Source organism: Catenuloplanes sp. NPDC051500, from assembly GCF_044454585.1.
In the GTDB taxonomy this organism is placed as follows: domain Bacteria; phylum Actinomycetota; class Actinomycetes; order Mycobacteriales; family Micromonosporaceae; genus Catenuloplanes.
The window spans coordinates 154,091-167,661 of the sequence record NZ_JBITDX010000005.1 but is presented as its reverse complement, the minus strand read 5'-3'; the positions used below and the strand labels follow the sequence as shown (position 1 = coordinate 167,661).

Below are 13,571 nucleotides of genomic sequence, written 5' to 3'. Positions count from 1 at the left end.
CGCTTCTCCCGGCCGCATCAGTGTCGAAAGCCATCGAAGCTCCGGATGCTCCTCACGCTGCGGGACTCCGGATCGATCTGGCGGTGCCGCTGGTGCGGTCAGCGCTGGCGCTGGGGCTGGGGCGGGCTGGGGGCGGGCAAGTACCGCTGGTCCCCGGAATGAACACGGAGCGGCCGGATCTGACGGCCGTCCTGGAGCACTACGGGGTGCAGGTCAACACGATGCGCGTGACGTCGATGGTGGCCTGCCCCTTGCACGAGGACAACACACCGTCGTGCTCGATCAACCTGGACCGCCAGCTGTGGCGGTGCCATTCGTGCAACGGTGGCGGGTCCTCCTGGGACCTGATCATGGCGAAGGAGGAGACCGATTTCCGAGGAGCGCGAGCCATTGCGGCCTCTGTCGGATTCGCAGCGGGAGCAGCTGGCGGAGGCGACGAGCAGGTATCAGGATCGGCTTACGGTGGACGCCGCGCGGTGGCTGGCCGCAAGGGGAATCAGCCGGGACACGGCTCTTACCGCCCGTCTTGGCGTCGTTGACGACCCGATGCCGGGCCACGCTCGCTACGCCGGGATGCTCGCCATCCCGTACCTGGACCGCGCGGGCGAGCCGTTGCAGCTGCGGTTCCGCTGCATCCAAGACCACGACCATCGAGCCCACCACCACGGCAAGTACAACTCGGTGGCTGGCGACCCGGTCCGGCTGTACGGGATCGACTCGCTGCACGAGGCGGGCGATGAGATCCACGTGACCGAGGGCGAGTTCGACCGCCTGGTGCTGCGCCAGCTGGGCCTGCACGCGGTGTGCGTGCCGGGCGCGAACCTGTTCCAGCCGCGCCACAGGCGCATGTTGGCCGGTTTCTCTCGCATCTGGACGTGGGGCGATCCCGACGACGCCGGGGCGGAGTTGAACGCGAAGATCGCACGCGGCCTGCGGCAGGCGAAAGCGGTCAACCTGCGGGACGGCGACGTCACCGACACATTCCTGAAGGGCGGGGCGCCTGCCCTGCTTTCGCTGATCGGCCTGGAGGACACACCGCCGTGGAGCTGACGACGACGAAGGCCGTGCTGCGCGCGGCGCTGATCGAGCGGCCGGCCGATAACCCGTACGAGTACGTGGGCCTGACCGGCATGTGGGCGGCGGACGGCGTGCAAGTCGAGTACCAGTCGTGCGTGCGCGATCGGGCGGACTGGTATCACCTGCTGGGCTTCACGTTCACCGCGCTGCCGACTGACGGCCGGCTCGCGGTGATGAACACGGACGAACCGATCACGATGGTCGAGCTGGGCTCGTTCCGCTCGGGCCGGACCACCTTCTACCCGGAGGGCTGAGGTGACCCCGCGCCCGATCAAGCGGCACGGCCCGTCCGGCGGTTACTGGCCGAGCCTCAGCGATGCCGAGCTGGACAAGGCGTTCGGGCTGAACGAGCCGGACACGCTGAAGCACGACGACCTGGCCTGGGTGCGCTCGCCGAACCAGGGCCATCTGAAGCTGGCGCAGTACATCGACCGCGATGGCGACGGGAAGTCCGCGTACTGGGCGTACTTCGGCACCGACTGGACGGACCGCCCGGAGGACGTCGAGATGGTGCGCCGGGTCGCGGTGATCTGGGCATGACCACGACGCCCCGCCTGCTGATCTTGCCCGGCCAGCCCGGCGCGAAGCTGCGGGCGGCGTTCGAGCAGATGGACCGCGACGAGCGGTCCGCGTTCCTGGATCACCTACTGGCGGACACGCCGGCCGAATGGCTGTCCGACCTGCTGACCCGGCACGGCACGCCGGTCAGCGCGAGCACGATCCGATCCTACCGGCGGTCCCTTCCGCCAGAAGCGAGGCAGTAAGTGGACACCCCCGAGAATGCCCCTCAGAGCCTGCTGGAGGAGCTGCTGGAGAAGCCGGTAGGCCCAGCTACGCCTCGACGTGAAATGCAGGCTGAGCGCGATTTCACGCGGCAGGTGGAGGTCTCTGGTGACACGGCCGAGGTCACCGTGAACGCGCCCGAGCGGGTTCAGGAGGACGCGGCGACCGGCGTCCTGATCGAGCAGGGTCTCGACCCGGCCGACTGGGTGGTGTCCGGCTTCCGTGTCTCGGAGTGGACGCGGCCGAACGGCGACCCGGGGGTGTCCACCCGCTACACGTTCAAGCGCTCGACCGTACCGGCACTCAATCCGGGTCGGCCGGACGTGGACGAGCTGGTCGCGCTGTTCAACGACAAGCCCCCGGTTGCGGTCGGCCGGGCGATCGGCTCGCACGGCGTCGTCGTGCTGATCGGCGACACGCAGTTCGGCAAGGTTGATGGGGACGGCGCGGCTGGCACGATCTCCCGCACGATCGCCTGCATCCGCGAGGCGGCCCGGCAGATCAGCCTGATGAACGTCCTCGTCGACATCGGCCACGTCCACGTGGTGTTCCTCGGTGACCACGTTGAGGGCTTCGTGTCGCAGGGCGGCGCGAACACGTGGCGTACTCAGCTGACGCTGACCGAGCAGGTCCGGCTTACCCGCCGGATGATGCAGTACGCCGTCGAGTCGTTCGCGCCGCTGGCCGAGCGGGTCACGCTCGCTGCGGTACCCGGCAACCACGACCAGGCCGTCCGCGTGGCCGGCAAGGGCGTCACCCGCTACGACGACTCGCACGACTGCGAGGCCCTGGTCGCGATCTCCGACGCCGTACAGATGGCGAACCGGCCTGACCTGGACCACGTCGAGTTCTACGTCCCGGAGACCGACGAGCTGACCGTCACCGTCCCGGTTGCGGGCACCGTCGTGACCGCCGTCCACGGCCACATGTACCGGCCCGGCCAGCACTTCAAGTGGTGGACCGGCCAGGCGTTCAACCAGGCCAGCGCGCTGCACATGACGGACCTGCTGGTCGCCGGCCACCTGCACCACCTGGTCGTCGACAGCGACGGCCCACGCACGTTCATCCAGGCCCCGGCCCTGGAAGCCGAGTCCACCTGGTTCCGGCACGCAACCGGAACCGGCGGCTCGCCGGGCATCGTCCTCGCCCTGACCAAGGACGGCATCACCAGCCAGATCACGACCATCAGCAAAGGAGCGCAGATCCAGTGACGACCGAGACGATCACCTACGACTGGACGGTGCTCGACAACCCCGTGGTGTTCGACGCCATCCGTAAGGCCGCGCACCGGGTCGCCCGGGTGTCGGCCGCGCAGCTGCACCTGGACCTGGACGACCTGGTCCAGGAGGGCTCGCTTCTCGCCGCCGAGAACGCCGAGCAGGTCCACGGCTGGGCGGGCAACGGCGACATCGGGCTGCTGGTCACCTGGCTGTGGCGTCGCCTGCTGGACAAGACGAAGACGGAGATCCAGCGCGCCGGCCGGAACACCAGCTACGAGCGGGCCACCGAGGTCTGGGAGACCTGGCAGTGAGCTACACCCGCGAGCTGGTCGAGCGTCTGCTGCCCGCCCTGTGGGATCGGCACTTCGTGTACTCGGGGCTGGACAACCCGTACGCCCCAGACCCGGACATGCCGCGCGTCGCCTCGAACCCGAAGACCGCGAACACCGTGTACGCCTACCTCGCCGACATCAAGGCGGGGTGGCGTCACGCCCCCCTGGACCTGACCGACAAGCGGGTTCTGGTCCTGCGGTACGGGCAGGACCTGGAGCTGGCCGCGATCGGCGCGGTCCTCGGGATGAGCAAGCAGGCGGTCGGCCAGCGCGTCGAGCACGCGGTCGGCGCGATCAGGTTCTACCTCAACGGCGAAGCCGCCGAAGACGAGCAGGAAGAGAGCATCACCCAGTGACGCAATCGTTCATCACCCTCCCCACCGAGGCCGAGCAGGACTGGACGTGGGGAGGCCAGGGCGAGCTGGTCTACGACCGCACGTACGCCCGCCCGCTGCCGCGCGGTGGCCGCGAGACGTGGCCGGAGACGGTGGACCGGGTCGCCCGGGGCAACCTGGAGCTGGTCTACGGCCCGCAGGTGGGCTGGACGTGGGAAACCCGCGAGGAGTTCGAGGAGCTGCGGACGTTCATCCGCCAGTTCAAGATCATCCCGGCTGGCCGGCATCTGTGGGCGTCGGGTGTGCGCGGCGCGTCGTACCTCTACAACTGCCACGTGTCCGGCTGGCACGAGAAGCTGTCCGACCACTTCGAGTTCTCGTTCCTCCGGCTGATGGAAGGTGGCGGGGTCGGCGCGAACTACAGCTCGCGGTTCCTCGCCCGCTACGGTGCGCCGCGCCGCCAGCTCCGCGTGCACATCGTCTGCGATCCGGCGCACGCCGACTACGAGGCGATGCGGTCGGCCGGCATCCTCTCCGACGTCTACGATTCGGACTGGGAGGGCAGCTTCGAGATCGAGGACTCCCGCGAGGGATGGGCTGCCGCGCTGGTCGACCTGATCGACACGTTCATGACGGACGACCGGGTCCAGCACAAGAACCGCGTCTACGACGTGTCCCGGGTGCGCCCGGCCGGCGCGCGGCTGAAGACGTTCGGGGGCACCGCGTCCGGCCCGCAGCCGCTCGGCCAGATGCTGCACAAGGTCGCCCTGGTCCTCAACGAGGAGCACCGCCACGCCGAGGTCGACGAGCGGATGTACGACGGCGCGGAGATCGTCGTCATGTCGGACGGCGAGACGACGACCGTGAGCCGGCTCGGCCAGCCGTACATGCCGTACCACGTCTCGCCGATCGCGGCCATGGACATCGACCACGCCATCGCGGAATGCGTCGTCTCCGGCGGCGTCCGGCGGTCGGCCCGGATGGCGATTGTCGAATGGGACGACCCGTGGGTGGCCGCGTTCCTGGCGTGCAAGCGCGACCCGATGAAGAACTGGACGACGAACATCAGCGTCGGCATCGACGGCGAGTTCATCCGCCTGCTCGGCGAGGTGCCGGACTCCAGCGCGCCCGGCTTCCGCACCGCCGCTCACGCGCAGTGGGTGCACGGCGAGGTCGTCCGGGGGATGCTCGGCAACGGCGAGCCCGGCTACTGGAACCGGGAGCTGACGAACGTCGGCGAGGTCAACGAGGTCATCGCCACGAATCCCTGCGGGGAGATCGGGCTGCCCGCCTGGGGCGCGTGCGTGCTCGGCCACGTCAACATGTCCGCGTTCGCGCCGACCCGGCGCGGCGGTCCGGTCGACCACCTCGGGCTGCTCAAGGCGCACCGCCTGATGACCCGGTTCACGCTGCGGGCGACGTATGGCGACATGAACGACCCGAAGCAGGCGGAGGTGATGAACAGCGAGCGCCGCATCGGCGTCGGGCACTTCGGCGTGCAGGACTTCTACGCCAAGCAAGGCGTCCCATACAGCGAGGTCCCGCACCTGCCGTACCTGCGGAAGAACCTGCGCGAGCTGGCCCAGGAGGTCCGCGACGAGGCCCGCCGGTACGCATTCCAGCTGCGCATCCCGGAGCCGGTCAAGGTAACCACGGTCGCGCCGACCGGCACGATCTCCAAGCTGCCCGGCGTGGGCGGCGAGGGCATCCACCCGATCTACTCGCGGTTCTTCATCCGGCGCATCCGGTTCTCGATGACCGACCCGGCGCAGGCGATGACGGTGGCCGGCTACCGGGGGCGCGGCTTCCTGGTGGAGACCGACGTTTACGACCAGTCTGGGAACACGGCGGTCGTCGCGATCCCGACCAAGGCGACCCTGCTGGACGAGGTCGAAGCGCTCGGCTACTCGGCCAGCAGCGCACGAATGCTGGTCGAGTCCGCCGACGAACTGTCCCTGGACCAGCTGCTCGCCTTCCAGGCGATGTACCAGGTCGAGTGGGCCGACAACGCCGTGTCGTTCACGGCGAACCTGCACGGCGAGCACGAGGCGTACGACGTCGCGGAGACGATCCGCTTCTGGCTGCCCGTGCTGAAGGGCACGACGATCATGCCGGACAACGGCTCGCGGGCACAGGCCCCATACGAGCGGATCACCGAGGACGCCTACCTGGCCGCGAAGGCAACCGAGGTAGGCGACGGAGTGGATGAGGACTGCGCGACCGGCGCGTGCCCGGTTCGGTAGCCGGCCTCAGGGCGCGGGTCTCTGAGCTTCCCGTGAGGCCCGGTCCGCCCTGTGCTTCTCGCAGGCCGGAGACCTGGTGGTGCAGGGCGACGGCACATCGGCTGCGGTTCCGCACCGCACCAGCTCACCGGCCTCGAACTGCCAGGTCTCCAGCTCGCCGCGATGGATGAACGTCAGATGCGTATCGCTGACGACGTCCAGCACCCGATGCAGCGGTTCGGCCGGCACGGGGCCGACATACGCCACCACGGCGTCGTACTCGGCGTCGTCGTCGGGACTGTATCCCCGCATCACGGTGCCGGGGTGGAGGGGCTGTCCGCAGGTGCACGTGCGGGCGAGAATGCGCTCAGACATGGGGCTCCCATACAAGTTGATCAGGAAGCCCCGCGTGCGCGGGGAAGACATCGAAGGTAGCACCCGAGGCCAGCATTTTCGACCCCGCCACGAACGAGCGCCCCACCCTGCATTGCTGCGGGGTGGGGCGCTTTTTGCGTTGCGGCTACAGGTCGAACTCGCCGTCCTTCGCACCGCCCAGGAACGCATCCCATTCGGCGGCCGTGTAGATCATCGGCGCGCGGCTCGGGTCCTTGGTGTCGGTGACAAAGACGTGCCCGTCGTGCCGGGCGACCCGCACGCAGTTGCCGGACCCGCCGGACCGCGTGCTGACGTGGCCGTCGAGCTGGGTCGGGTCGACGTCGGCGTACTTCTCGTAGGGGTTCATGTTGCAAAGTCCTTCCGTCGTGCGCTGATCAGCTTGCGGGAGTCAGCCTGGCTGAGCGCCAGGGCGATCAGGTGCTCGAAGTTCGAGCTGTGCAGCGAGACCTCTTCGGCGGACTCCAGAATGACGCTGCCGGTCAGCGTCTCGATGTAAACCAGGTCCGGGTCCTCGGCGAACTGCATGACCACGAACGAGCCTTGCGAACCCGGGTGTGCACCAACGCCGAACGGCACGACCTGAAGCTGCACGCGCCGGGCGTCTCCGTCCAAGAGTGCATCGAGTTGTGCACGCATCACCTCGGGACCGCCGACCGGGCGATGCAAGATCGCCTCGTCAATCACCATCCACAGCGGGGTGCGCTTGCGTGCAAGCACCTCTTGCCGACGTGCACGAACCTCCGCACGCTGTGCGACCTCGTCCTCGGGCATCGTGCGGTGCACGCCCCGAATGACCGCTCGTGCATACTCCGGCGTTTGCAGCAGGCCGGGCACGAAAGCTGCATCGAAGGCGTTCAGGCGTGCAGCATCGACCTCGAAGTTGATGTATCCCTGGTAGTCCTCGGGCAGCGTGCCCTCGTACGGGGCCAGCCAGTTCAGCTCGGCTGACCGGGTACGCAGCTCCAGGTATCGGGCCTGCTCAGCGGGGTCCTTGACGCCGTACAGCTCCAGGCAGACCAGCACGGTGCGCTTCAGTGGGACGGTGAGGGCGCGCTCCAGCCGCCACATCGTCGTCGGGTCCATGTGCAGCGCGGCAGCGGCCTCAGTGTGCGTGGCGAAACCGGCCGCCAGGCGCAGTCGGACCAGCTCTTTTGCAAGCCGTCGCAGCCGCACAGTGGGCGGCTTGCGTGCAGACACCTCGTGCATCCTCTCGTCTCCGTTCTGATCAGTGTGCACGCTTCCCCGTGCATTGCACACGCGTGGGTCGGTCCCTGCAAAATACGCCGTGCAATCTTGCATGGACGCTTTGGTGCGTGCACGATAACTCACACAGGGTTTGCATCGTTGAGACATGCACGTGTGCAAACCACCCCTCCGTCCGGATCGGGAGGCTGCAATGCCGACGACCGCGCAAGAGCTGACGCACACCGCCACGCCAGGCAAGGACTGCCGAGTGTGCGATGAGCCCTGGCCGTGCGCTCCCGCGAAGGTCGAACTGCTGGAGGAGCACGGCCGCACGCCGTCCGCGCTCCGGCTCTACCTGTTCGCGCACCTGACCGACGCCATCGACATGCGGATGGATGGCGACCTGTACGACCGCTTCATCGGATGGACCGGGAGGCCCTCAATGCACCGTAACTACGTCGTCACGCACATGTCCGCGTTGGACAACCTGCCGACCGGCACCTTCATCAACGGCGTGTTCATCGACGTCTGCGGCGTGCAGCAGATCGTCACCGCCGAGCCGCCCATGGCCGTGCTGCACCTGGTACTCGACCCGGGGATGCTTGCCCATGCAATGAACGCAGAAAGCCCCGCCACAGCATCCGAGGAGGACGCTGTGGCGGGGCTGGAGGAATACCTTGCTACGAGGCCACCAGTAGAAGCTCCGTCCGATCAGCCGACGATGCAGGTTCTGCCGTGGCAGGGTGGTCGACCTTCCGCAGCGCAGCCTCGAAACGACTGACCGTGCTGGCCGAGAAGCCAGAAAGATCCCCGACCGCTTCCTGAGAGGCGTTCGGACCAAGCTCCCGGCGAGCGGCAATGATCCGCGCCGCCTTGTCGGGGGACGCGGCCCTCTTCTTCTTCCCCCCGGATGTTGAGGGCTGCGGGAGCGAGGGCTCGGGCTCGTCGTGCGTGAGGGTGCCGCCGGGCTCGGGCCTGGCTTCCGCCTGCTCTGCCTCGCGCTCGGCCGCCTGCTGCACGATCATCTCGGCCCGCCGGATGACCTCTGCCTCCAGCGCCTCCCGGACGGCCGCTATTTCGATGACCTGGTCAACGCGCACGGCTGCCGTTTGCAGTAAATTCTCGATCGTTTCGACCGGCGCGGCCGGCACGGCGACGTGCGCCTTGCTGAGTATCAATTTGACGAGGCCCATGAACGCCAGTGTCGGGAACGCGGCCACGGCCACGCCGGTAACGCCCGGTCCGGCGGTCGCGACCTGCGCCCACAGCGAGAACGCCCCGGCGAGCAGGAGCAGGCTGATTGCCCAGCCGTTGAGCTTGCCGGTCACCCGGGCGTGCAGGGCAACACCGATCGGCATCAGCTCGGACACGGCGGCGACGATGATGCCGGTCTCGGCCGGGGTGCCGGGCGCGGAGTGCTCCAGGACGAACGTGTAGACGTGGCCCAGGCTGATGTATCCGGCCCCCACGCCCAGCAGGGTCACGGCGATGCCACGGGCGAAGCTCTCGGGGGTCATGCGGCTTTCCTCTCCTTCTTCTCGCTCTTGCAGCCGACGCAGTTGATGGCCGGGTAAAACTGGTGTCCGGGCTTGTCGCAGCGCTTACCGCCGCGCGGGGGGAGGTTCTTCGCGATCTCGTCCTGCGGCTTCGGGCGCTTGCCCGCTGGCCTGGATTTCACAACGGGCTCGTAAGGCTCGTACTGGGCTTGCTTCGCGCTGCGGTCTGGGATGTTCGCGAACGCGGCCAGCGCGGAGGCCAGGCTCATCTCCTCCGGGGACTGCGGCTCCCGCTCGGCCGGCACCTGCGGCTCCGGCTCGGCGGGCTGCTCAACCTCCGGCCATTCGACGTCCTCCGGCTCGGCCGGCTCCGGCTCGTCGGATGCCTGCCCGGCCAGGAGTGCCGCCAGCTCCGCGCGCTTCGCCTCTTCCTTCGCCTTGTGCGCGGCGTCGATCGCCTTCGCCCGCGAGCTACTGGCGAGCGCGTGCTCACGGGCCTCCCGCCGGGCCTTCGCCGCCGGGGACTCGGCGGGCTCCTGCTCGGGCTGCTCGATTGGGGGCTGCTCGGGCTCGAACGCGGGCTTGTCGCCCTTGCCGGAGACAGGCTCGGTGGCGATCTCAATCGGCCGCCGCAGGTGCAGGGCCAGGTTGTAGACGACCGGGCGGCGGTCGGCCGGCAGGTGCGCGACGTACGCCTGGTTGCCCCGGACGATCAGCTTGAGCTTCAGCAGTTCCTTGATGTCGCGCTTGATCGCGCTCTCGGACTTGCGGGCGTAGCGGGCCAGCTTCGCGACCGAGGGGAAAGCTGCGGTGCCGTCCGCGTGGGCGTGGTTGGCGAGACCGACGAGGGTCATCGCGCAGTGGGCGGGCAGGTTGGGTGCCTGGTCAATTGCCCAGGCCAGGGCCTCGATACTCATCGAGCACCGTCCCTGGCTGTGGTACGATGTTGCACGAATCGTTCCTCTTCAACGGTTCCGCTCCCCGGGTGGCTGGCAGGCCGCGCCGGGGTTTTGTCTGGCCGGAAAAACATGCTTCACGAAACTGAGGCCAGACGCTGTTCAGCCTGTTCAACGCGCCGCTGTTCGCCACGTTCATCGTGGGCATGTTCTGGAAGCGGATGACCGCGCAGGCAGGCTTCTGGTCGCTGCTGCTCGGCACGCTCGCGTCGTTCACCGTCTACCTGCTCTACAAGGCCGGGACGCTCGGCTTCGGCTCCGACCTGGAGGAGAGCTTCTGGGGTTCCGGCATCGCGTTCGTGACAGTGGTGATCGTCGCGCTGATCATCACGCCGCTGACCACGCCGAAGCCGCACGAGGACCTGCGCGGCCTGGTCTACGGCCTGGAGTCCACCGGCGGCCCGAGCGACGCGCTGGCCGGCGACGCCGTCTGGTACCGCTCGCCGCTGCTGCTCGGCGGCATCGCGGTAGCCCTGTCCGTCCTGCTCTACATCCCGTTCTGGTGATGGGGGAACCCACGATGACCGATAACGAACTCGACCGGAAGCGCGCCTCGGCCGCCCGCACCTTCGACGTCCGCCGCGTGATCGGCGGCCTCTTCACCGTCTACGGCGTGATCATCACCCTGGTCGGCATCTTCGACGGCCCCGACGAGATCGCCAAGGCCGAGGGCGTCCGGATCAACCTCTGGATGGGCCTCGCCATGCTCGCCCTTGGCCTCCTCTTCCTCACCTGGCAGTGGCTCCGCCCCGCCGACCCCCCCACCCCTCAAAACCACTAAAACCCACCAAGACAGCGGGGGTACGGCGCAAGCCGTACCCCCGCTGCCTTCTTTTCCCAAGACAGCCCCACGTCGCCCTCCATCTGCACTGCCCCAGATCGTCGCGGTGCTGGAACGTCGGTGTCAGTCAGACACGCAACGCGCCCACCGATCTTCATCTGCAGTTTCTCCGGACCCGTCGCTTGCGTGACCACGTCGTGAGGCGCGGACGACCGAGGAACGTCGGTGTCAGTCAGACACGCTTTTCGTCTGCCTGACACCGCCGTCCGCAGGCCGTGGCGTCGAGCCCGGAGGAGCGAAGCGACGACCATAAACTCATCTCCCGCCGCAACCGGCCGATAACCGGATTACAGCGGACCGCCTACCCCCGGTCCGTGAAGGGAGATCTCCATGGGTTCCATCAGCAGTGTCGGCGGCGGGGCGAACACCGCCTACGCGAACAGCGGGCGGGTCGAGCGCCGTGATCCGATGGCCACGGTCGCGAAGACGCTCGGATTGGACAACAACACGCTCCGGGACAGGATGAAGGAGGGAAACTCGCTTGCGGACATCGCGGAGACGCAGGGGGTCGCGCAGGACGACCTGATCGCCGCGATCAAGCAGGGTATGCCTGTGGACAAGGCGAACTCGCCGCAGGCCACGGAGCTGGCCGAGTCGCTGGCGAATGCGACGAACGCGGGCGCGCTCGTCGCGACCGGTGGCGCGGCCGGTGCCGGCGGGGCCGGTGGGCCGGGCAGGCAGGGTGGCGGGCCGGGTGGTGGTGCCGGTGGCCAGCTGGGCGGGCCGGGGCTGGGTGGGCCGCCGCGGGCGACCACCGAGTCGGAGTCGCTGACCCGGATCAGCAATCTGCTGGAGATGTCCACCGAGGAGGTCAGCAGCCAGGTGCACAGCGCCTCGGACCTGCTCAATCTGGTCAGCTCGAAGGGTGTCACCACCGAGCAGCTGACGTCAGTCCTGCAGCGCAGCGGCAGCCTGGTCGACGTGCGGGTGTGACGAACATAGAAGGGCCCGGGACCATCGAGGTCCCGGGCCCTTCTGTTGCAGTCGGCCAGAGGCAGAAACTCAGAAGCCGGCGAGTGAGAGCGAGAATGTGCCGGTGCCGTAGCGCGCGATCTCGACCGAGAGGTCGATGCGGCGGCCGAGCGCGAGCAGCTGGGACTGTGCGTCGTTCGGCAGGGATTCTCCGGGGTAGACGACCCGGTCCAGCTTGATGTGCGGGCCGCCCTCCTTGTTGAGCAGGCCGGTCAGGATGTTGCAGAGCTCGCCCACGTTTTCCGCGAGGTTGGGGTAGAGCTCCTTGTCGTCGATGGCGTCCTCCGCGCCGCCGACCGGCAGCAGGCCGAGCGCGGCGCCGGCGAACGCGGCGAGCTTCAGGTCCATGCCGAGGACGGCGGCCACCTTGTTCTGCGCGTCGACGTAGATCGCGACCGCGGCGGTGGGGAGGTCCTTCTGCGTCAGCGGATTTCCGACATTGACGGTGACATCACGGCCGAGGGTGTCCCCGAGCATGTTGCGCACCGCGAGAGAGGCGGGAACTGCGAGAGTGTCAGACATGGCTCATATCATCCCAAAATTGGACTAAAGACCTCATCAAATCGTTCAGCTGTGAACGGCTTGATGATGAAGAACAGGGCACCGGCCGCCTCGGCCTGCTGCATCATCTCGGGCGTGCACTCCGAGGTGACGAAGCCGAACTTCACGTCGTTGCCGTTGGCGCGCAGCTGGCGCAGGCACTCGACGCCGGTCATCTCCGGCATGTTCCAGTCGGAGATCACCAGGTCCGGCTTCTCGGACTGCACCAGGTCGAACGCCTGCTTGCCGTCCTGCGCCTCGACCAGGTCGTGACCGTCGAATCCGGCCTGCCGCAGCGTACGGGTGACGATCTGGCGCATCACCCGGCTGTCGTCCGCGATCAGGATCTTCATGCCGCCTCACCCGAGTCCCCGCGGCTCTGCCACATGGTGATCACGAATGGGTCTTCCTTCCAGGTCCCGGCCAGCTGGCACACCGGCTCCGCGGACGGGTAGTGCGGGGCGTCGCCTGTGACAACTGTCGGCAGTGACACGAAACAGCCGGGCGGGAGCATGCTCTTCACGTTGCCGCCGATGATGTTGGCCAGCTCGCCGAGCACGTCCATCATGTCGTCGTTGCTGACCTCGTCGACCTCCATCGCCAGGAACGCGGCCGAGCAGTTCTTCGCGGCCGATCCGTTGCAGGCGACCACGACGTGCCCGTGCCAGGTGCCGGTGATCGAGACGGAGGCGTGGATGTCCGTCTTGAGGCTCTCGACGTCGTCGTAGACCGGGAACAGCGGCTCGATGCCGTCCGGGTCGAGGTACGAGGACCACACCTGTTCAACGATCTCCTGCAGGTCCTCGACCCGAAGTGCCGCTACATCACTCATGAACTCGCTCCCTGAGGGACGAGGCCCAGGAGGGCCAACTTCTCGATCATCGCGCCGGCAGTGAACGGCTTGATCACGTACTCGTGGGCGCCGGCTGCGAGCGCCCGTACGATCTGGCTCTGTTCGCTCTCGGTGGTGACCATCACGAGCGTCATCTCGCGGAACTTCTGTTCCTTGCGGACCGCCATGACGAACTCGAGGCCGTTCATGTTGGGCATGTTCCAGTCGATCAGCGCCAGTTCCGGCGGCTTCTCCATACTGTTGAGCAGGTCGATGGCCGCCTGCCCGTCCTCTGCCTCCACCGCGTCGAAGCCGATCTGCCCGACGATGCGGCGCAGGATCAGGCGCATCGCCCGGGAGTCGTCGATCAAGATCGCCTGCACG

The 13,571-nt window shown here is 67.9% G+C and carries 22 protein-coding genes; 13 read left to right on the top strand and 9 right to left on the bottom strand.

Features of this window, described 5'->3' with window-relative positions; translation table 11 throughout:
* Positions 1–158: 158 nt before the first annotated feature.
* From ACIA8K_RS12505 to nrdJ, 9 genes are all read left to right on the top strand, one after another.
* Positions 159–539 carry a CHC2 zinc finger domain-containing protein gene (locus tag ACIA8K_RS12505; RefSeq protein ID WP_396057961.1) on the top strand — a complete coding sequence of 127 codons (381 nt, stop codon included), beginning with the start codon at positions 159–161 and terminating at the stop codon, positions 537–539.
* Positions 463–1,050 carry a toprim domain-containing protein gene (locus tag ACIA8K_RS12500; RefSeq protein ID WP_396057959.1) on the top strand — a complete coding sequence of 196 codons (588 nt, stop codon included), beginning with the start codon at positions 463–465 and terminating at the stop codon, positions 1,048–1,050. The genes ACIA8K_RS12505 and ACIA8K_RS12500 overlap by 77 nt, the downstream gene beginning before the upstream one ends.
* Positions 1,041–1,331, top strand: a complete 291-nt coding sequence (locus ACIA8K_RS12495) for a hypothetical protein (protein ID WP_396057957.1) — start codon at positions 1,041–1,043, stop codon at positions 1,329–1,331. Before ACIA8K_RS12500 ends, ACIA8K_RS12495 begins: the two co-directional genes overlap by 10 nt.
* Position 1,332: 1 nt before the next feature.
* Positions 1,333–1,617 carry a hypothetical protein gene (locus tag ACIA8K_RS12490; protein WP_396057955.1) on the top strand — a complete coding sequence of 95 codons (285 nt, stop codon included), beginning with the start codon at positions 1,333–1,335 and terminating at the stop codon, positions 1,615–1,617.
* Entirely contained in the window at positions 1,614–1,841 is a 228-nt protein-coding gene (locus tag ACIA8K_RS12485) for a hypothetical protein (protein ID WP_396057953.1), read from the top strand. Before ACIA8K_RS12490 ends, ACIA8K_RS12485 begins: the two co-directional genes overlap by 4 nt.
* Positions 1,842–1,955: 114 nt before the next feature.
* Complete coding sequence (locus ACIA8K_RS12480; protein ID WP_396057951.1) at positions 1,956–3,071, top strand: metallophosphoesterase; 1,116 nt, start codon at positions 1,956–1,958, stop codon at positions 3,069–3,071.
* Complete coding sequence (locus ACIA8K_RS12475) at positions 3,068–3,391, top strand: hypothetical protein (protein ID WP_396057949.1); 324 nt, start codon at positions 3,068–3,070, stop codon at positions 3,389–3,391. The genes ACIA8K_RS12480 and ACIA8K_RS12475 overlap by 4 nt, the downstream gene beginning before the upstream one ends.
* On the top strand, positions 3,388–3,768 hold the full coding sequence (locus ACIA8K_RS12470) for a sigma factor-like helix-turn-helix DNA-binding protein (RefSeq protein WP_396057947.1): 381 nt from the start codon (positions 3,388–3,390) through the stop codon (positions 3,766–3,768). Before ACIA8K_RS12475 ends, ACIA8K_RS12470 begins: the two co-directional genes overlap by 4 nt.
* The gene (gene nrdJ / locus ACIA8K_RS12465; protein WP_396057945.1) at positions 3,765–5,990 is read left to right on the top strand and encodes a ribonucleoside-triphosphate reductase, adenosylcobalamin-dependent; all 2,226 of its coding nucleotides are present in this window, start codon (positions 3,765–3,767) and stop codon (positions 5,988–5,990) included. Before ACIA8K_RS12470 ends, nrdJ begins: the two co-directional genes overlap by 4 nt.
* A 6-nt stretch (positions 5,991–5,996) precedes the next feature.
* Here nrdJ and ACIA8K_RS12460 read toward each other — a convergent pair whose 3' ends face one another.
* The 3 genes from ACIA8K_RS12460 to ACIA8K_RS12450 all read right to left on the bottom strand — a co-directional run bounded on the left by ACIA8K_RS12460 (position 5,997) and on the right by ACIA8K_RS12450 (position 7,562).
* Positions 5,997–6,344, bottom strand: a complete 348-nt coding sequence (locus ACIA8K_RS12460; RefSeq protein ID WP_396057943.1) for a hypothetical protein — start codon at positions 6,342–6,344, stop codon at positions 5,997–5,999.
* A 145-nt stretch (positions 6,345–6,489) separates the two neighbouring features.
* Positions 6,490–6,711 (bottom strand): DUF397 domain-containing protein, encoded by a 222-nt coding sequence (locus tag ACIA8K_RS12455; RefSeq protein WP_396057941.1) that lies wholly within the window; start codon positions 6,709–6,711, stop codon positions 6,490–6,492.
* Positions 6,708–7,562, bottom strand: a complete 855-nt coding sequence (locus tag ACIA8K_RS12450) for a DUF5753 domain-containing protein (protein ID WP_396057939.1) — start codon at positions 7,560–7,562, stop codon at positions 6,708–6,710. The genes ACIA8K_RS12455 and ACIA8K_RS12450 overlap by 4 nt, the downstream gene beginning before the upstream one ends.
* Positions 7,563–7,761: 199 nt before the next feature.
* On the opposite strand from ACIA8K_RS12450, the gene ACIA8K_RS12445 reads away from it, so the two are divergent.
* Positions 7,762–8,331 carry a hypothetical protein gene (locus ACIA8K_RS12445; RefSeq protein ID WP_396057937.1) on the top strand — a complete coding sequence of 190 codons (570 nt, stop codon included), beginning with the start codon at positions 7,762–7,764 and terminating at the stop codon, positions 8,329–8,331.
* Here the strand turns inward: ACIA8K_RS12445 and ACIA8K_RS12440 are convergent.
* Together ACIA8K_RS12440 and ACIA8K_RS12435 are read right to left on the bottom strand one after the other, a co-directional pair.
* A complete protein-coding gene (locus ACIA8K_RS12440; protein WP_396057935.1) occupies positions 8,231–9,067 on the bottom strand; it encodes a hypothetical protein in 837 nt (278 codons plus the stop codon). The genes ACIA8K_RS12445 and ACIA8K_RS12440 overlap by 101 nt on opposite strands.
* On the bottom strand, positions 9,064–9,963 hold the full coding sequence (locus ACIA8K_RS12435; protein ID WP_396057933.1) for a helix-turn-helix domain-containing protein: 900 nt from the start codon (positions 9,961–9,963) through the stop codon (positions 9,064–9,066). Before ACIA8K_RS12435 ends, ACIA8K_RS12440 begins: the two co-directional genes overlap by 4 nt.
* A 185-nt stretch (positions 9,964–10,148) precedes the next feature.
* On the opposite strand from ACIA8K_RS12435, the gene ACIA8K_RS12430 reads away from it, so the two are divergent.
* The 3 genes from ACIA8K_RS12430 to ACIA8K_RS12420 all read left to right on the top strand — a co-directional run bounded on the left by ACIA8K_RS12430 (position 10,149) and on the right by ACIA8K_RS12420 (position 11,776).
* Positions 10,149–10,508, top strand: coding sequence for a hypothetical protein (locus tag ACIA8K_RS12430; RefSeq protein ID WP_396057931.1), 360 nt, complete (start codon positions 10,149–10,151; stop codon positions 10,506–10,508).
* Positions 10,509–10,522: 14 nt separating this feature from the next.
* Positions 10,523–10,783, top strand: coding sequence for a hypothetical protein (locus ACIA8K_RS12425; protein ID WP_396057929.1), 261 nt, complete (start codon positions 10,523–10,525; stop codon positions 10,781–10,783).
* 390 nt (positions 10,784–11,173) lie between these two features.
* Entirely contained in the window at positions 11,174–11,776 is a 603-nt protein-coding gene (locus tag ACIA8K_RS12420; protein WP_396057927.1) for a hypothetical protein, read from the top strand.
* A 69-nt stretch (positions 11,777–11,845) separates the two neighbouring features.
* Here ACIA8K_RS12420 and ACIA8K_RS12415 read toward each other — a convergent pair whose 3' ends face one another.
* From ACIA8K_RS12415 to ACIA8K_RS12400, 4 genes are read right to left on the bottom strand one after another with little or no spacing between them, the layout of a single operon-like run.
* Positions 11,846–12,337, bottom strand: coding sequence for a hypothetical protein (locus ACIA8K_RS12415; RefSeq protein ID WP_396057925.1), 492 nt, complete (start codon positions 12,335–12,337; stop codon positions 11,846–11,848).
* Positions 12,338–12,345: 8 nt separating this feature from the next.
* The gene (locus tag ACIA8K_RS12410) at positions 12,346–12,708 is read right to left on the bottom strand and encodes a response regulator (RefSeq protein ID WP_306835736.1); all 363 of its coding nucleotides are present in this window, start codon (positions 12,706–12,708) and stop codon (positions 12,346–12,348) included.
* On the bottom strand, positions 12,705–13,187 hold the full coding sequence (locus ACIA8K_RS12405; RefSeq protein ID WP_396057923.1) for a chemotaxis protein CheX: 483 nt from the start codon (positions 13,185–13,187) through the stop codon (positions 12,705–12,707). Before ACIA8K_RS12405 ends, ACIA8K_RS12410 begins: the two co-directional genes overlap by 4 nt.
* The gene (locus ACIA8K_RS12400; protein ID WP_396057921.1) at positions 13,184–13,570 is read right to left on the bottom strand and encodes a response regulator; all 387 of its coding nucleotides are present in this window, start codon (positions 13,568–13,570) and stop codon (positions 13,184–13,186) included. The genes ACIA8K_RS12405 and ACIA8K_RS12400 overlap by 4 nt, the downstream gene beginning before the upstream one ends.
* Position 13,571 lies beyond the last annotated feature (1 nt).